The 16,454-nt window shown below is 73.7% G+C and carries 13 protein-coding genes, 2 pseudogenes and 1 riboswitch; of the genes and pseudogenes, 7 read left to right on the top strand and 8 right to left on the bottom strand.

What is annotated here, in order from left to right; translation table 11 throughout:
• Positions 1-840: MFS transporter (locus tag GSF22_RS18075; protein ID WP_208814799.1), on the top strand; the 840-nt coding region annotated here is incomplete at its 5' end.
• A gap of 105 nt (positions 841-945) precedes the next feature.
• Here GSF22_RS18075 and GSF22_RS18070 read toward each other — a convergent pair.
• Positions 946-2,055, bottom strand: coding sequence for an NAD(P)/FAD-dependent oxidoreductase (locus GSF22_RS18070; protein ID WP_208814798.1), 1,110 nt, complete (start codon positions 2,053-2,055; stop codon positions 946-948).
• A 79-nt stretch (positions 2,056-2,134) separates the two neighbouring features.
• Between GSF22_RS18070 and GSF22_RS18065 the strand changes: the two genes are divergently transcribed.
• The 3 genes from GSF22_RS18065 (at position 2,135) to GSF22_RS18055 (ending at position 4,360) form a co-directional block, all read left to right on the top strand.
• Positions 2,135-3,067 (top strand): ADP-ribosylglycohydrolase family protein, encoded by a 933-nt coding sequence (locus GSF22_RS18065; RefSeq protein ID WP_208814797.1) that lies wholly within the window; start codon positions 2,135-2,137, stop codon positions 3,065-3,067.
• Positions 3,068-3,152: 85 nt separating this feature from the next.
• Positions 3,153-3,704 (top strand): serine acetyltransferase, encoded by a 552-nt coding sequence (locus tag GSF22_RS35735; protein ID WP_208814796.1) that lies wholly within the window; start codon positions 3,153-3,155, stop codon positions 3,702-3,704.
• Positions 3,705-3,796: 92 nt separating this feature from the next.
• The gene (locus tag GSF22_RS18055; RefSeq protein WP_208814795.1) at positions 3,797-4,360 is read left to right on the top strand and encodes a GNAT family N-acetyltransferase; all 564 of its coding nucleotides are present in this window, start codon (positions 3,797-3,799) and stop codon (positions 4,358-4,360) included.
• A 61-nt stretch (positions 4,361-4,421) separates the two neighbouring features.
• Here GSF22_RS18055 and GSF22_RS18050 read toward each other — a convergent pair whose 3' ends face one another.
• Positions 4,422-5,861 carry a glycine hydroxymethyltransferase gene (locus GSF22_RS18050; protein WP_208814794.1) on the bottom strand — a complete coding sequence of 480 codons (1,440 nt, stop codon included), beginning with the start codon at positions 5,859-5,861 and terminating at the stop codon, positions 4,422-4,424.
• Between the two features lie 18 nt (positions 5,862-5,879).
• Positions 5,880-5,969, bottom strand: a riboswitch (ZMP/ZTP riboswitch).
• A 162-nt stretch (positions 5,970-6,131) separates the two neighbouring features.
• Here GSF22_RS18050 and GSF22_RS18045 point away from each other — a divergent pair.
• The gene (locus tag GSF22_RS18045) at positions 6,132-6,983 is read left to right on the top strand and encodes a metallophosphoesterase family protein (RefSeq protein WP_208814793.1); all 852 of its coding nucleotides are present in this window, start codon (positions 6,132-6,134) and stop codon (positions 6,981-6,983) included.
• Between the two features lie 82 nt (positions 6,984-7,065).
• On the opposite strand, the gene GSF22_RS18040 is transcribed toward GSF22_RS18045, so the two are convergent.
• The 4 genes from GSF22_RS18040 to GSF22_RS18025 all read right to left on the bottom strand — a co-directional run bounded on the left by GSF22_RS18040 (position 7,066) and on the right by GSF22_RS18025 (position 11,401).
• Positions 7,066-8,541, bottom strand: a complete 1,476-nt coding sequence (locus GSF22_RS18040; protein WP_208814792.1) for a S8 family peptidase — start codon at positions 8,539-8,541, stop codon at positions 7,066-7,068.
• A gap of 247 nt (positions 8,542-8,788) precedes the next feature.
• Positions 8,789-9,658 (bottom strand): NAD(P)H-hydrate dehydratase, encoded by an 870-nt coding sequence (locus GSF22_RS18035; protein WP_208814791.1) that lies wholly within the window; start codon positions 9,656-9,658, stop codon positions 8,789-8,791.
• Positions 9,642-10,373, bottom strand: coding sequence for a histidine phosphatase family protein (locus tag GSF22_RS18030; RefSeq protein WP_208814790.1), 732 nt, complete (start codon positions 10,371-10,373; stop codon positions 9,642-9,644). The genes GSF22_RS18035 and GSF22_RS18030 overlap by 17 nt, the downstream gene beginning before the upstream one ends.
• A gap of 77 nt (positions 10,374-10,450) precedes the next feature.
• Positions 10,451-11,401 carry a DUF6891 domain-containing protein gene (locus tag GSF22_RS18025; RefSeq protein ID WP_208814789.1) on the bottom strand — a complete coding sequence of 317 codons (951 nt, stop codon included), beginning with the start codon at positions 11,399-11,401 and terminating at the stop codon, positions 10,451-10,453.
• Positions 11,402-11,725: 324 nt separating this feature from the next.
• On the opposite strand from GSF22_RS18025, the gene GSF22_RS18020 reads away from it, so the two are divergent.
• On the top strand, positions 11,726-11,947 hold the full coding sequence (locus tag GSF22_RS18020; RefSeq protein ID WP_208814788.1) for a hypothetical protein: 222 nt from the start codon (positions 11,726-11,728) through the stop codon (positions 11,945-11,947).
• A 111-nt stretch (positions 11,948-12,058) separates the two neighbouring features.
• Here the strand turns inward: GSF22_RS18020 and GSF22_RS18015 are convergent, their stop codons facing one another.
• Entirely contained in the window at positions 12,059-14,311 is a 2,253-nt protein-coding gene (locus GSF22_RS18015) for a WD40/YVTN/BNR-like repeat-containing protein (protein WP_208814787.1), read from the bottom strand.
• An 85-nt stretch (positions 14,312-14,396) separates the two neighbouring features.
• On the opposite strand from GSF22_RS18015, the pseudogene GSF22_RS18010 reads away from it, so the two are divergent.
• Positions 14,397-16,256, top strand: a pseudogene (locus tag GSF22_RS18010) (Xaa-Pro dipeptidyl-peptidase); the annotation flags it as partial.
• A gap of 93 nt (positions 16,257-16,349) precedes the next feature.
• On the opposite strand, the pseudogene GSF22_RS36145 reads toward GSF22_RS18010, so the two are convergent.
• Positions 16,350-16,406 (bottom strand): annotated as a pseudogene (locus GSF22_RS36145) (hypothetical protein); the annotation flags it as partial.
• Positions 16,407-16,454: the final 48 nt, after the last annotated feature.

Here is a 16,454-nt window from a genome sequence, read left to right as displayed (position 1 = left end):
GTCGGGGAGGGCGCGGTCTACACCGCCGGGGCGGCCTGGCTGGTGGCGCTCTGCCCGCCGGAACGGCGGGGCCGGGTGGTCGGCCTGTACGGCATCCACATGTGGCTGGGCGTGACCCTGGGGGCCCTGTTCGGCACGGTGGCGCTGCGGCTGGGCGGGTACCCGGCGGTGTGGCTGCTCTGCGTGGCCTTCGCCCTGGTCGGGGTGGTACTGGTGGTCAGCCGGCCCCGGCCGGCCCAGCCGGCTCCCGCCGGTCGTCCGGCCGGGCTGCTGCCCGCCTCGGCGGTCCTGCCCGGGGTGGCGCTGTCGCTGGCCGCGCTCGGGTACGCCGCGCTGGCCGCCTTCGTGGCCCTGCACCTGGGGGAACGGGGCATCACCAACGGCATCGCGGCGTTCAACGCGTACGGCCTGACCTACGTCGGGGTACGGCTGTTCGCCGGTGGCCTGCCGGACCGGCTCGGCGCGGGCCGGGTGGCGTTCTGGTCCGCGCTGGTGGAGGCGGTCGGGCTGCTGCTGGTGGCGGTCGCCCCGAACCTGGTCGTGGCGGTCGTCGGTGGCCTGGTGATGGGCGCCGGCCTGTCGCTGCTCTTCCCGTCCCTGGCCCTGCTGGTGATCAACCGGACGGAGGCGGCGCACCAGGGGGCGGCGCTCGGTGCGTTCACCTCGTTCTGGGACATCGGCATCGCCGCCGGTGGGCCGCTGGCCGGGCTGGTCGCCAGCCTCGCCGGCTACCCGGCGGTGTTCTACGTGATGCTGGCGCTGGCGGTGGTCTCCGCGCTGCTCTCCTCGCTGGGTACGGCGACCCGGCGGGTACCGGCCGCACCGCGCTCCACCGGCTGAGCCGGCGGTGTCCGACCTCGCCCCCGGCCGTCCGGCGGGACCAGCCGGTCAGCAGAAGTGGCCGGTCAGCCGGTCAGCCGGTCAGCCGGTCGGCCGGTCGGCCGGTCAGCCGAACCGGCCGGGGGCGAGGTCGGCGGGGTCGCACCCGGCCGGATCCGGTGCGCCGCCGGTCACCAGGGCGGCGGCCAGCCGACCGACGGCCGGGGCGACCTGCACCCCGTACCCGCTCAACCCGGCCAGCCAGAGGAAACCGGGTGCGTCCGGTGCCATCCCGACCACCGGTACGTCGTCCGGGGCCGCGGTGCGCAGCCCGGCCCAGGCCCGCCGGACCCGGCGGATGGTCAGGGTGGTGGCCGCCTCGACCCGTTCGGCGCCGATCGCCACGTCCAGGTCGTCGGGGCGGGCGTCCCCGGGCGGTACCGGGGTGGCGTCGGCCGGGGAGACCAGCAGGTGCCCGGACTCCGGTTTGAAGTAGAACGTGCCGGTCACGTCGGCGACCATCGGCCACCGGCTGACGTTGGTGCCGGCGGGGCCGTCGACCAGGAAGGCGGTCCGGCGCAGCGGGGTGAGCCCGAGGGGGCGTACCCCGGCCCGTGCGGCGACCTCGTCGGCCCAGGCCCCGGCGGCGTCGACGACCACCGGTGCGCGGAACCGGCCCTCGCCGGTGTCGACCTGCCAGCCGCCGCCGGTCCGGGTGAACGTGGTGGCCCGGGCCGAGCGCAGCACCTGACCGCCGTGCGCGCGCAGGCCGCGCAGGTAGCCCTGGTGCAGGGCGTCGACGTCGATATCCTGGGCGGCCGGTTTGTGCATGGCCCGCCGGTACGCCCCGGGCCGCACGATCGGGCAGTGCCGGGGTACCTCGGCCGGGTCGATCTCGTACGCCGGTTCCGAGGCGTCCGCCCCGGCGGCGAGCGCGTCGTCGAACTCCTTCTCCGCGCCGGCCGGGCCGAGGGTCAGCACGCCTCTCGGGGTGAGCAGGGGATGGGCGGTGAAGCCCGGTGGTGGGGTGGTGAGGAAGTCGCGGCTGGCCCGGGTCAGCGCCCGGACCACCGGCCCGCCGTAGTACTCGGAGTAGAGCGCGGCGGAGCGGCCGGTCGAGTGGTGGCCGGGGACCTGTTCCATCTCCAGCACCGCGACCCGGCCGTGTGGCGCGAGGTGGTAACCCGCGCTCGCCCCGGCGATCCCGGCCCCGACGATGATAAAATCGACGTCCATCATCATGGACGGTAGTCCGGGGTGGTGTCGCCGGCAACGGTGACTGATAGAAATACTTCGATCACGCATACTGTCCGGGATGACCCGTACGCTGTCCACTGCCGCCCGGCTGCGCCTGTGCCGGGACAGCCTGGTCGGGCTCTCCGTCGGCGACGCCCTGGGCGCGCAGTTCTTCGTCCCCGGCCGGTCGCCGGCCGACCTGGCCGCCGGCCGGGTGCCACCGGCCCCCTGGGAGTGGACCGACGACACCCACATGGCCTGCTCGGTGGTGGCCGCGGTGCGGGAGCAGGCCGGCACGGTCGACGCCGACCGGTTGGCCGCCGCCTTCGCCGACCGGTGCGACCCCTACCGGGGCTACGGGCCGGGCGCGGTGGTGATCCTGCACGAGATCCGGGACGGCCGGCCGTGGCAGGAGGCCGCCCGGGCCGCCTTCGGCGGCGTCGGCTCCTGCGGCAACGGGGCGGCCATGCGGGTCGCGCCGCTCGGCGCGTACCACGCCGACGACCCGGCGCGCGCCGCCGCCGAGGCGGCCGTCTCGGCCCGGGTCACCCACGCCCACCCGGAGGGCGTCGCCGGGGCGGTGGCGGTCGCGGTCGCCGCCGCGCACGCCGGGGCCGCCCGGTCGGCCGGGGTACGCCCACCCGCCGCCGCCCTGCTCGACGCGGTCACCGCCCGACTGGCCCCGGGGCAGGTCACCGACGGGCTGCACCGGGCCCGTGACCTGCTCGGCCGGTCGGTCGCCGAGGCGGCGTACGAACTGGGCAACGGGGCCCGGGCCACCGCCCAGGACACCGTCCCCTTCGCACTCTGGGTCGCCGCCACCCACCTGGCCGACTATCCGGCCGCGATCACCGCCTGCGTCGAGGCCGGCGGGGACGTGGACACCACCGGGGCGATCGCCGGCGGGGTGGTGGCCGCCCACACCGGACTCACCGACCGGCCGGGGGTGGTCGCGGTCCCGGCCGACTGGGTGCGCGCCCGGGAGGAGCTACCCGACTGGGCGGTCGCCTGACGACGGGTGGGCTGTCGGCTATCCGACCTCCGCCCGCCGCGTCGCCCGGTGCCACCCGGACCGGCCGGTCACTACTCTTCGTGAGGTGTTCGCAGCCCTACGGTGGGACTTCCGGCGGAACCGGGACCCGTTGGCCCGACTCGTGCTCAGCGTCTTCCGGTTCGGGCAGTGGACCGCCGCCCGGCGTACCCTGCCCCGCCGGCTCGCCGCGGTCCCGTACCGGGTGCTCAACCTGCTGGTGGTCCGGCTCGGTACCAACAGCGACCTGCCCCGCGAGCTGACCTGCGGTCCCGGGCTGCGGCTGTTCCACCCCTACGGGCTCGTCCTGCACCGGGGCGTGCGCATCGGCCGCAACGTCACCATGTACCACCGGGTCACCGTCGGTCGTCGGGACTTCAGCGGGGAACCGGTGATCGGTGACGACGTGACCATCGGTGCCGGTGCGGTCGTCCTCGGGCCGGTGGTGGTCGGCGACCGGGCCCGGATCGGTGCCGGCGCGGTCGTGCTGGACGACGTACCCGTCGACGGGACCGCCGTCGGCCCGCGTGCCCACATCCGGCCCCCGGCCGGTGACGGGAGCCGGTCGGGGGACCGGCCGTCGGCGGGCGACCGGACGCCGGTCCCGCCGTCCGGTTGAGCGTCGGCCGGGCTGGACGCCGGCCGGGCGGAGCGTCCGCTGACTGCTGCGGCAGGATGGAGCCGTCCCGCACCACGGACGGACGGAGAACGATGTTCACCCTGCCGATCGGCGACGACGTGGTACTCGCCCCGCTGGAACCCTGGCGGGCCGCCGAGTTCGCCGCCCACCTCGACCGGGCACGGCCGCACATCACCCCCTGGGTCGGGGCGGGCTTCCGCGCCGAGGGTGAGGACGCGGCCCGGGCGGTGCTGCAACGGTACGCCGACGGGCAGGCGCGCGACGACGCCCGGATCTACGGCATCTGGTGGGACGGCACCCTCGTCGGGGGAGCCATGTTCGTCTCCCTCGACGCCGGGCGGGGCGTGTGCGAGGTGGGCTGCTGGCTCGAACCGGCAGCCGAGGGCCGGGGACTGGTCACCCGTACCGTCGCCCGGCTCATCGACTGGGCGGTCGACGTACGGGGCATCGACCGGGTCGAGTGGGTGACCCTGGCCCGCAACGTGCGCAGCGTGAACGTGGCCCGACGGCTCGGAATGAGCCGGGACGGCGTGCTGCGGGCCGCCGCCCCCGGACCGGACGGCCGGCAGGACAGCGAGATCTGGTCGGTGCTGGCCACCGAATGGCGGCAGCACCGGGAGCACCTGCGCCGCTGACCGGACGACGTACCTGTCGTCCGGTCAGCGGGGGTCCTCCCGGTCGAGGCAGGCGGCCGGGTCAGCCCAGGTCGACGGTCGGGTAGAGCGGGAACCCGGCGAGCAGCTCGGTGGCCTGCTTGCTGACCCGCTCGGCCAGCGCCGGGTCCAGGACGTACTTCGCCTTCGACGGGGTCCCGTCCGGGTTGGCGCCCGGCCGGGTCTGGCTCAGCACGGTGTGCATCAGCTCGGCGATCTCGTCCATCTGCGCGGTGCCCAGGCCCCGCGTGGTCAGCGCCGGGGTACCGATCCGGATGCCGGAGGTGTACCAGGCGCCGTTCGGGTCCTGCGGGACGGCGTTGCGGTTGGTGACGATGCCCGAGTCGAGCAGCGCCTGCTCCGCCTGCCGGCCGGTCAGGCCGTACCCGTGCACGTCGATCAGGACGAGGTGGTTCTCGGTGCCACCGGTGACCAGCGTGGCGCCCCGGCGCAGCAGCCCCTCGGCGAGCGCGTGCGCGTTGGTCACGATCCGCTGGGCGTAGTCGGCGAAGTCGGGGCGCCGGGCCTCGGCCAGCGCGACCGCCTTGGCCGCCATGACGTGCGGCAGCGGACCACCGAGCACCATCGGGCAGCCCCGGTCGACCTGGTCGGCCAGCTCCGGCTGGCAGAGCACCAGCCCGCCACGCGGGCCGCGCAACGACTTGTGCGTGGTGGTGGTGACGATGTGCGCGTGCGGTACCGGGTCGAAGTCACCGGTGAAGACCTTGCCGGCGACCAGCCCGGCGAAGTGCGCCATGTCCACCATGAAGGTGGCGCCCACCTCGTCGGCGATCTCCCGCATGATCCGGAAGTTCACCTTGCGCGGGTACGCGGAGTAGCCGCCCACCAGCACCAGCGGCTTGAACTCCTTGGCCACCCGGCGCAGCTCGGCGTAGTCGATCAGCCCGGTCGCCGGGTCGGTGCCGTAGCTGCGCTGGTCGAACATCTTGCCGGAGATGTTCGGCCGGAAACCGTGGGTGAGGTGGCCCCCGGCGTCCAGCGACATGCCCAGCATCCGCTGGTTGCCCAGCTCGCGGCGGAGCGCGAACCAGTCCTCCTCGGTCAGGTCGTTGACCTGGCGGGCCTGGGCCCGCTTCAGGGCCGGCGCCTCGACCCGGTCGGCGAGGATGGCCCAGAACGCCACCAGGTTCGCGTCGATGCCGGAGTGCGGCTGGGCGTACGCGTGGGCGGCCCCGAACAGCTCCCGGGCGTGCTCGGCGGCCAGCGCCTCGACGGTGTCCACGTTCTGGCAGCCGGCGTAGAAGCGGCGGCCCACCGTACCCTCGGCGTACTTGTCGCTGAACCAGTTGCCCATCGCCAGCAGCACGGCCGGCGAGGCGTAGTTCTCACTGGCGATCAGCTTGAGGGACTCGCGCTGGTCGGTCAGCTCGGCGGCGATCGCGTCGGCCACCCGTGGCTCGACGGCGCGGACGACCTCCAGGGCGTTGCGGAAGGCGGTGGACTCGGCGTTCAGCGACGACATGCGACCTCCTGTAGATCCGGTAGAGGCCCAGGCGCTCGGCATGCGTCCAGATGACGGGACCGCTTCCCGATGGTGATCCATCCCAGCGCGCCAGTCACGGCCCAGGCCGATCCTAGCGGGTCGCCCAGGCTGCGCCCCGGACCGGCCCCGGTGGCCGTGCGGTCGGTGTCGGGGCCGGCACCGACCGGTGACCGGTACCCGCCGAGGAGCCGGTTCCAACGGGCGGAACGGTTCCTCGCCGGGACGCCGGTCGCTCCGTAAGATCGACTGATGGTCGATTCGGCGGCGTCCGGCGGTAAACTCCTGGCCATCAGTGACCTGCACGTGGGGCACGCCGAGAACCGTGCCCTGGTGGCCGAGATGCGGCCGGAGTCCCCGCAGGACTGGCTCCTGGTGGCGGGGGACGTCGGCGAGACCGTGGCCCACGTGGAGTGGGCGCTGCGGCTGCTGAGCCGCCGCTTCGCCCGGGTGGTCTGGGTGCCGGGCAACCACGAGCTGTGGACCCCGCCGGGGGATCCGGTCCAGTTGCGCGGCGAGGAACGCTACCGGCACCTGGTCGAGGTGTGCCGGCAGCTCGGCGTGGTGACGCCGGAGGACCCGTACCCGGTCTGGGCCGGTCCGGACGGGCCGGTCCGGGTGGCACCGCTGTTCCTGCTCTACGACTACTCGTTCCTCGACCCGCAGTGGCCGACGCCGGAGGTGGCGCTCAAGCGCGCGTACGAGCAGGGCATCGTCTGCACCGACGAGTTCCTGCTGCACCCCGACCCGTACCCGGACCGTGCCGCCTGGTGCCACGCCCGGGTCGAGCAGACCGCCCGACGCCTGGCCGAGGAGTCGCCGGAACTGCCCACCGTCCTGGTCAACCACTGGCCGATGGTGCGTCAGCCGACCGAGATCCTGCGGTTCCCGATCTTCGCGCAGTGGTGCGGCACCACCCGTACCGCCGACTGGCACCTGCGGTACCGCGCCTCGGTGTCGGTCTACGGCCACCTGCACATCCCCCGGACCACGTACCACGACGAGGTGCGCTTCGAGGAGGTCTCGGTGGGTTACCCCCGGGAGTGGCGGCGCCGCAGCAGGCCGCCGGGACAGCTCCGGCAGATCCTGCCCGCCCCCGCCTGAGCGCCCCACGGGCCGGGAACACGGTGGGGCCCGGTGGAGAGATCCACCGGGCCCCGTTCGTGGCTACCGCGTCAGCCGCGGGTCACTTCACCGCCTGCTCGGCGTTGACCATGCCGGCCCCGTAGAACCCGTTACGCTGCCCGCCGTAGCAGGTCGCGTCGTAGTTCGTGGCGAGCAGCGGCACGGGGTTGTAGACCCCGGCCGGGCAGGCGATCGGGTCCGCCGTCTGCTCCAGCGTCGTGGCGAGCTGACCCGGCGTGAGGCCCGGGTGGGCCGACAGGGCCAGTGCCGCGACACCGGTGGCGTGCGGGCCGGACATCGAGGTGCCCTGCTTGTAACCCCAGCCGTTGGTCCGGGTCACCACGTTGAACGTGGTGGACAGGATCGCGTCGGTGATGGTCGAACGCGCACCCTGGGTACGGAACCGGGTGTCACCACCGGGTGCGGTGACGTCCACGACCCCCTGACCGTACGACGAGTAGTAGCTCTTCTGCCGGGTCGGACCGGTCGCCGACACCGTCACCACACCCGGCGCCTCCGCCGGCAGGTCGACGCACGCACCGTTGATGGTCCGCTCCTCGACCGGGTAGCTGCCGTCGTTCGGGCTGCCGTCGTCGACGAACTTGTGCTGCAGGTCCACGTTCGAGTTACCGGCGGACGCGATGTTCAGTACGCCCTTGTTGTGGGAGTACCGGATGGCCCGCTGGACGGCCTGCCACACCGGCCGCTGCCGCACGTCGTTGCGGCAGTTGAACTCCCACGGGTCGATGTAGTAGCTGTTGTTGGTGATCTGCATGCCCTGCTCGGCGGCCCAGATGAACCCGCAGACCGCCGCCTCGGGGTAGATGAGGCCGTCGTTGTTGACGACCTTCACCGCGGCGACCTTCACCCCGGGCGCGACGCCGGTGACCCCGACGCCGTTGATCGCGGCGGCGATGGTGCCCGCCACGTGCGTACCGTGGTCGGAGTTGGTCGGGTTCCAGGACGCCTCGGTCTGGTCGACCACACCGCCCAGGCAGGACGCACTCTTGTCCTTGGCGATCTGGCTGGCCAGGTCCGGGTGGCTGCTGGAGATGCCGCTGTCCAGCACGCCGACCACGACGTTCGCGCTGCCGGTGGTCACCGTGTGTGCCTGCGGCACGTTGATCTGCGGCATGTCCCACTGCGAGCCGAACAGCGGCTCACCGCTGGCGTCGGTGGCGGCCTGCACGGTGGTGGACTCCACCTCCACCGTCTCGCCCTCGTCCAGCGCGCTGCCCAGCCCGGTGGTCGCGGCCACCGACTCGACCCCGGCCCCGGCGACCGCCGAGGCGAAGTCCGGATTGGTCGACCGGACGACCAGGACACCGATCTGCGGGTACTCGGCCACCACCGTGCCCTGTGCCGCCGCCACCCGGGCCGCAGCCGGCCCGGTCGAGGCACCGTTGGGGGCGAGGACGAGGAAGGTGGTGTCCGGTCCGGCGGCCGAAACCGGCGACACCGCGGCGGTCACCGCGAGGCCGGCACCGAGCGCGAGGGCGGAGGCGGCGGCCAGTGTCGTGCGACGGATTGCTCTCAAAAGAACTCCAAGGGGCCGTTCCCGTCACGACCGGCACCGTGCCCCTGGTGAGGAGAACGGTCCGGCCCGGGGGCGGGCGGGTGCCCACCTCCACCGGAGAGCGTTTCACGTCCCACCGACGTTACAAACCCACCGGTCGTCGGATTGAAGCGGCCTGTCGACGGGTTGCGTTCCGCCGGGTGACCGGTGCCGGGTCCGCAGCACCACCGGCACGGGTTCCGCCGGAGCCCGGCGCGCAGCCGCCAGGTCAGACCGTCGCCAGGGTGTGCGGTACCTCGTCGAGCAACTCCCGGGCCAGGAACCCGATCCGCCCGTACCGGGGGACGAGACGTTGACCACTGACCGCGTGGGCGTACGCCGCCCAGCAGGCGGCCTGGGCCGGCCCGGCACCCCGGGACAGCAGCCCGGCCAGGATCCCGGCGCGGACGTCGCCGCTGCCGGAGGTACCCAGCCCGGCGTCGCCGCTCTCCTCCCGCCAGCGTTGACCGTCCGCAGTGGCGATGTGGCCGTACAGCGACACCACCGCCCGGTAGCGCTCGGCCAACCGGGCCGCCTCCGCGTCGAGGTCGGGGCCGGGTTCGTGGCCGAGCAGGTGCCGCGCCTCGGTGAGGTTCGGGGTCAGCACCACCGGGCGGTCCGCACCGACCAGCAGGTCCGGTGCGTGGCTGAGCGCGCCCAGGGCGTACGCGTCGAGCACCAGCGCGGTGTCCGGCCCGGTGGCGTCGAGGATCTGGTCCAGCAGGTCCCGGGTCTGGTCGACGTCGTTGAGCCCGGGACCGACCGCCACCACGTCCGCCTCCCCGGCCAGCTCGACCAGCCGGTCGTGCCGCCGGCCGGCGACCGCCCCGTCGGCGGTCTCCGGCAGCCCCACCACCAGCGCCTCCGGGACGGCGATGCTCAGCGCCGCCGCCGTGGACTCGGCGGCGGCGAGTTGGAGCACCCCGGCGCCGGCCCGCAGCGCCGCGACCCCGGCGAGCAGTACCGCACCGGGGGTGAACCGGCTGCCGCCGACGACCAGTACGGTGCCCCGGGCCTCCTTGCCGCCCTCCGGTACCGGCAGTGCCCAGTCCCGCAGCAGCGCCGGGGTGATGACCCGTGGCTCAGACCGGTTCGGCACGGACCTCCTCCTCCCGGGTGGGTTCGGTGCCCTGCGCGTGCAGGTGCGTCACGTCGTTGAAGGTGGTCAACGTCAGCGTGCCGCCGGGATCCCGGTGCCAGCCGGTGACCGCGCAGTTGCCGACCGGGCCCCGGTGGGCCAGGGCGAGCAGTTCCGGCTCGTCGAGTCCTTCGACCAGATAACGCAGCAGCAGCACCAACGCCTCGTGCCCGAACAGCACGACCCGCCCGTCGGCGTGGTCCCGGCGCAGGTCACCGAGGAGGGAGCGTAGCCGCAGGGCGACGTCGGCCCAGGACTCCCCGCCGGGCGGCCGGTAGTAGAACTTGCCCAGCCGGGCCCGCCGGGCCGCCTCCGCCGGGAACCGGGTACGCACCCCGTGCGCGGTGTGCAGGTCCAGGATGCCCAGCTCCCGGTCGCGGAGCCGTTCGTCCCGGTGGGCCGGGACACCGGCCTCGGCCAGGGCCAGCTCGGCGGTCTGCACGGCCCGCCGGTACGGCGACACCACCGCGATCCGGGGCCGCTCGGCCGCCGGCAGCCCGGCCAGCCACCGGCCGGTGGCGACCGCCTGCTCCCGGCCGGTGGGGGAGAGCGGGACGTCCGCGTCCCGGTCGGTCAGGTCGATCAGCTCCGCGCCGCCCGCCTCGGCCCGGGACGCGGCGAGGTTGCCGGTGCTCTCCCCGTGCCGGACGATCCACAGCCGTTCCAGTTCCGCCATGCGCCCACCGGTACCCGCCCGGCGCCGCCGGGTAACCCCGGCCCGCTCCTGTCGGGCGCCCCACCCGGCCCGGCGGGTCACTCCAGCTCCAGCCGGGTCCACTCCAGGCCGGCCCGCCAGCCGTCGAGGCCGAACGCCCAGCCGGTCAGCGCCGCGTGGGCCGCCTCCGGGTCGGCGGTGACCGCCTGCCAGTGCCGGTCCGGGCCGCCGTCGCGGTACTCGACGATGTACCGGTCGCGGTCGTCCAGGGCCGACTGCGCGTAGTACGCCGAGTTGCTGGTCCGTTCGACGATGAAGAACTCCTCGTCGCCGGTGGTCACGTCGTCGATCAGGATGCGGATCAGGTCCGCCGAGGGGTCCGGGTAGTACTCGTCGGAGGAAGTGCGGGCGTGCAGCACCGGAAACGGGCCGATCCGGCGCTGCCAGGTCAGCGGGACGCGGATGGCCCGACCCGGGTCACCGTTCCAGTCCACCGGCAGCCCGTGCCGGGTCAGGGTCTCGGCGACCCGCTGCCCGACCGGGGTGGCCGGACCGCTGGTCGCCCCGTACCGGAGCCAGAGCGCGCCACCCTCGGCGGCCCGTTCGGTGTCCTGGGCGTGGAAGAAGACGTACCCCTCGTCGGTGTCGGCCAGTTCGGCGCCGATCTCCGCCTCGCCGCAGTTACGGCAACAGGTGAAGTCCTGCCGGGCGACGATCCCGACCCGGTTCAGCTCGGCGAAGGCCGCGTCCAGCCGGTCGCAGTCGGTCACCGGTGGCCAGGACGCCTCGACGGCGTGCCGCAGTGGCCACTCCTCGGCCACGATCCGGCGTACCCGGTCCTCGATGTCCTCCCCGTCCGCTGCCGGCCCGGACGGTCCGTGGTCGTCGGCGGACGCCTGCCCCCCGGCACCGGACGTCGGTTCGCCGGAGGTGAGCTGCTCGTCCTCGGCGTACTGGACGGCCTCGGCGACCAGGGTGGGCCAGTCGGACAGGCCGATCAGCAGTCGCTGCCGGATGACGTCACGGAGTTTGTCGGATGCGCCAGACATGAGCCGGAAGTGTAGGAGCGGCCTACGACATGACCCGCTGCGCCAACGGCGTCGATCGTGGCCGCCGGCCCGCACCAGTTGACCGAGGACGAGTCGCAGGAGCTGATCGGCGGTGCCATCGCCACCATGTCGGGCGCGCTGACCCCGTGATCCGCTCGGTTTCCAGGAAGTCGGGTCGTCAGGTGGGGGCCGACAGCCCGACTTCCTGGAAACCGAGCGGATCGGGTGTGCACCGCCCGCGTGAAAGCGGTCGAGCGTGGGGCGTGAGACCGGCCGGAGCGGGTAACCCGCGGTGACCACACGCGGAATCTGTGGAGGTGAGCGATGCCAGCCAGTCCCGTGAAGGACAAGAACTACGACCTCGTGCACGAGGTGCAGATGGTGCTGGAGAACGCCTGGCGGGTGGACAACTACATCAAGGACGCCGAGAAGAGCGGCGACAACGAACTCGCCGACTGGTTCCGCCGGATCCAGCAGAACAACATGAAGGCGGGCGAGCAGGGTAAGCGGATGCTCGCCATGCGCCTCCAGTCCGAAAACGGCTGACCGGCGCAGCGGTACGGGGGCCGGGCGGTTCGCCCGGCCCCCGTACCGGTGTCCGGATCATCGGCACCGGTGTCCGGAACCGGTACCGGTGTCCGGATCACGTGCCGGGCATCAGGCCACCGGTACCTCGTAGATGCCCCGGCCGAAGGTGCCGGCCACCAGCCGGTGGTGGGTGCCGTCGTACTCGATGTCGTCCACCGGGACCTGCGGCAGGCCCCGCCCGAGCCGCAGCCAGACCCGGCCGCCGGCCGGGCTGACGAACACCCCCTGGTCGGTGGCGACATACAGGGTCCGCCCCCGGCCGATGACCAGGTCGTTCACCGGTGCCTGCGGCAGCGTACCGGTCAGGTCGGCGAACGTGCGCCCACCGTCGGTGGAGCCGAGCACGTACGGCCGGTCCGATCCGGACCGGTACGCCGACAGGGTCACGTAGACCCGGTCGGCCCGTTCCGGGTCGACCACCACCCGGGTCACCCAGGGCTGCCCGCTGAGCAGGAGCTGCCAGCTGGTGCCGAGGTCCCGGGTCACCCAGACCCGACCGTCGTCGGTGCCGACGTACACCGTCCGGCCGTCACCGGCCGGCGCGACCGTGGTGATCGTGCCGTAGTTGGTGTAGATCGGGTCCCGACCGGGCCCACCCGTCAGGTCGCCGCTGATCGCGGTCCAGGTGCGACCACCGTCGGTGGAGCGGTTGAGCACGTTGGCGCCGTAGTACATCACCGCCGGGTCCACCGGGTCGAAGACCACCGGGGTGAACCAGTTGCGCCGGGCGGCGGTGACCTTGTTGCCGAAGTACGTCATCGTGTCGCCGCCGTCGACCGACCAGAAACAGTTCCCGTACTGGTAGCAGGCGTAGACGTTCTCCTTGTCGATCGGGTTGATCTGGTTCTCCTCACCGTCCCCGCCGAGGTACTCGTTGAACGCCGGCCCGCCCCAGGAGCGCAGCGACCCGTTGTCCTGGGTGCCCCCGGACACCCGGCTGACGTCCTGCGGGGTGATCGCCACGCTGTAGAACTGCATGAACGGCTGGTGGACGGCCTTGACCCAGCCGCCGTCGCCGTCGGTGTCCGACCGGTACACCCCGCCGTCGTTGCCGACGTAGACCCGGCCCGGCCGGCGCGGATCCCAGATCATCGCGTGGTGGTCGACGTGCATCGAGTCGTAGTCGGCCCGCCAGGTCGCCCCGCCGTCGGTGGTGGTCATCAACGGCACCCCGGCCACGTGTACCCGCGCCGGGTCGTCGGGGTCGACGAAGACCTTCCCGAACCACCAGCCGAAACTGGACTGCGAGTCGGTCAGATCCTTGTTGGCCGGCAGCCGGGTCCAGTTCTCGCCCCCGTCGGTGCTGCCGTAGAAACCCTCGAACGGCCCGGCCGTGGTGTTCACGATCGCGTAGAGCCGCTCCGGGTCGGACGGGGACTGGCCCAGCCCGATCCGGCCCACCCCGGGACCGGCCGCCGGTAGCCCACCGGCCAGCCGCCGCCACCTCTGCCCGCCGTCGTCGGAGCGGTACACCCCGGAGCCGACCCCGCCGTAGGTGCGCAGGTCGGGTTCGCGGCGGTGGTCCCAGAGCACCGCGTAGAGCCGGTCCGGGTCGGCCGGGTCGAGCAGCACCTCGGTGGCGCCGGTGAACTCGTTCGCCCCGGCCAGGACCCGCTGCCAGCTCGCCCCGCCGTCGGTGGAGCGGTAGACGCCCCGGTCCCCGCCGGGACTGTAGAGCGAACCGGCCGCCGCCACGAAGATCCGCTTCGGGTCGGCCGGGTCGACGGTGATCGCCCCGATCGCGCCGGAGTCGCGCAGGCCGAGGTACCGCCAGTGCCGGCCGCCGTCGGTCGACGCGTACAGCCCGGTGCCCTCGTAGGTGACGCTGCCGCCACCGGGGTTGACCTCGCCGGTACCGGCGTAGAGGGTGCCGTCCGGTCCGGTCGCCACCGCGCCCATCGCCTGGGTCCAGTCGTCCGGCCAGGCCGGCGTGAAGTGCCCGCCGGCGTCCCGGCTGACCCAGACCCCGCCGCTGGCCGCCGCCACGTAGAGGGTGTCCGGGTGGTGCGGGTCGAGGGCGAGCGAGGTGACCCGGCCGCCGACGTTGGTCGGGCCGATGGACCGCCACGCCCCGCCCACCTGCGGCAGCCGGCGGGCCGCCTGCGCGGCGGTGTCGTACGCGTGCCGGGGCAGCGCCACCCCCGGGACCGTCTTCTGCAGGTACCGGAACTCGGCGGGCGCGGACGGGCCGCGTACCGGCCGGTACTCGTCCGGCGGCCGGGGTGGGCTGGCGCCGGCCCCGCCACCGGGGGCGAGCAGCGCGGTACCGCTGCCGAGCAGCACCGTGGCCAGGAGGAGCGCAAGGTGGCGTCGTCGGGGCATGGAATTCCCTTCGTCGATGCGTCTGGGAATTCTCGCATCGATGGGATGGAATGGCGGGGTCCGTTGATCCGTGGGAAGGACGATCATGCTGCCCGTTCCGTCACCGGCCAGACGCCGGTACCGTGGTGCCGCCGTGCTCGCGGCGCTGCTCATCCCGGCCAGCGTCGGGGTCACCGCCCCGGCCGTGGCCGCGCCCGGTCAGCCCGCCCCGGCCGTGGCCACCGGCCGGTCCGCGTCGGCCGCGCCGCACGTCGTGGGCGCCGCCACCGTGCCCGTCTACTCGTACGCCGACGCGATCCGGGAGAGCGTCTGGGTGCAGTCGACCACCGACGCCGACACCGACGGGGTGCCCGACCGGATCGCCGTCGACCTGGTCCGGCCCCGCGAGGCGGCGCAGGCCGGGGTCCGGGTACCGGTCGTCATGGACGCCTCGCCGTACTACCTGTGCTGCGGGCGGGGCAACGAGGGGGAGCGTAAGACGTACGACGCGGCCGGGGTGATCGCCAAGGCGCCGTTGTTCTACGACAACTACTTCGTGCCGCGCGGCTACGCGTTCGCCGCCGTCGACCTGGCCGGTACCGCCCGTTCGACGGGCTGCGGCGACGTCGGCGGCCGGGTCGAGGTGGCCAGCGCCCGGGCCGTGGTCGACTGGCTGAACGGCCGTGCGCAGGCGTTCACCGCCGACGGCCGGCCGGTCACCGCCGACTGGTCGACCGGCCGGGTCGGCATGATCGGCAAGTCCTGGGACGGGTCGGTGGCCAACGGGGTCGCCGCCACCGGCGTACCCGGACTGGCCACCATCGTGCCGATCGGCGCCATCTCCAGCTGGTACGACTACATGCGCTTCGGCGGTGTGCTGCGGGCCAGCGACTATCCCGCCTACCTGCACCGGTACACCAACGGCCGGCCGGTCGAGGAGTGCGCGGACCTGCTGGCCCGGCTGCGGGCGGACAGCGCCGAGTCCACCGGGGACTACAACGCGTACTGGCAGGAACGGGACTACCGGCGGGCGGCCGGCAACGTCCGCGCCAGCGTCTTCTTCGCGCACGGGGTGAACGACCTGAACGTCACCACCTCGCAGTTCGCCCGGTGGTGGGACGCGCTGGCCGAGGAGGGGGTGCCCCGCAAGCTCTGGCTGTTCCAGGCCGGTCACGAGGACCCGTTCGACGTCCGCCGGGCGGAGTGGGTGGCCACCCTGCACCGCTGGTTCGACTTCTGGTTGCAGGAGCTGCCCAACGGTGTCATGACCGAGCCCCGGGTCACCCGGGAGAGCGCCCCCGGGGTCTGGCGGGAGGAGGCGGACTGGCCGGCTCCCGGTACCCGCCCGGTACGGGTGACGCTCGGTGCGGGGGACGGCGGCACCGGTACGCTCGGCCTGCGCCCGGCCAGCACCGTGCCGGCCGACGCCGCCGCGTCCGGTCCGGTGTGGAGCTACCGGGACGAGTCGCTGTCCGAGGTCGACCTGGTGGCCGAGCCGAGTGTGCCCCGGGCCGGTCGGCTGGTCTTCCTGTCCGGCGCGTTGAGCGAGGACCTGCGGATCTCCGGCAGTCCCTCGGTCCGGCTGCGCATCCGGGTCGACCGGCCGACCACCGAGCTGACCGCCCGGCTGGTCGACTACGGCACCGCCGAGCGGATCGACCATTTCACCTCGGAGGGGGTCCGGACGCTGACCACCGAGTCCTGCTGGGGTGAGTCGACCGTGGTCGACGACGCCTGTTACCGGGACACCGCCGAGATCACCGTGACCGCTGACCACGCGGTGCTGACCCGGGGCTGGCTCGACGCGGCCCACCACCGGTCGCTGCGGTTCACCAGCCCGCTGCTGCCGGACCGGTGGTACACGGTGACCGTCCCGCTCGACGCGTACGACGCGGTGGTGCCGGCCGGGCACGTCCTCGGCCTGGTGCTCGGGCAGAGCGACCCGGACTACACCAACACCGACGACCGGGACGCCACGGTCCGGGTGGACCTGGCGGCCAGCACGTTGACCCTCCCGGTGGCCGGTCCGGTGGGCCTGCACGACGGCGAGTTCGACCTCCCAGTCGGTGCGCTGCGAGCCGCGCGGGATGAGCACGGTGTCCTGCGGACCGACCACGGTGTTCGGTGACTTGTAGAACAGCACCGGCTGTTCCGGCGGCGCCGC

The sequence above is a fragment of the Micromonospora echinofusca genome (assembly GCF_017614955.1).
GTDB lineage: Bacteria > Actinomycetota > Actinomycetes > Mycobacteriales > Micromonosporaceae > Micromonospora > Micromonospora echinofusca_A.
The sequence above is the reverse complement of the archived record's forward strand: the minus strand, read 5'-3'. Positions and strand labels throughout refer to the sequence as shown.

Coding starts and splice junctions, on each gene's coding strand:
- GSF22_RS18030 (WP_208814790.1), bottom strand. CDS start 10,373: ATGGCGGAACTGGAACGGCTGTGGATCGTCCGGCACGGGGAGAGCACC.
- GSF22_RS18070 (WP_208814798.1), bottom strand. CDS start 2,055: ATGGACGTCGATTTTATCATCGTCGGGGCCGGGATCGCCGGGGCGAGC.
- GSF22_RS18025 (WP_208814789.1), bottom strand. CDS start 11,401: ATGTCTGGCGCATCCGACAAACTCCGTGACGTCATCCGGCAGCGACTG.
- GSF22_RS18045 (WP_208814793.1), top strand. CDS start 6,132: ATGGTCGATTCGGCGGCGTCCGGCGGTAAACTCCTGGCCATCAGTGAC.
- GSF22_RS18020 (WP_208814788.1), top strand. CDS start 11,726: ATGCCAGCCAGTCCCGTGAAGGACAAGAACTACGACCTCGTGCACGAG.
- GSF22_RS18015 (WP_208814787.1), bottom strand. CDS start 14,311: ATGCCCCGACGACGCCACCTTGCGCTCCTCCTGGCCACGGTGCTGCTC.
- GSF22_RS18050 (WP_208814794.1), bottom strand. CDS start 5,861: ATGTCGTCGCTGAACGCCGAGTCCACCGCCTTCCGCAACGCCCTGGAG.
- GSF22_RS18065 (WP_208814797.1), top strand. CDS start 2,135: ATGACCCGTACGCTGTCCACTGCCGCCCGGCTGCGCCTGTGCCGGGAC.
- GSF22_RS18055 (WP_208814795.1), top strand. CDS start 3,797: ATGTTCACCCTGCCGATCGGCGACGACGTGGTACTCGCCCCGCTGGAA.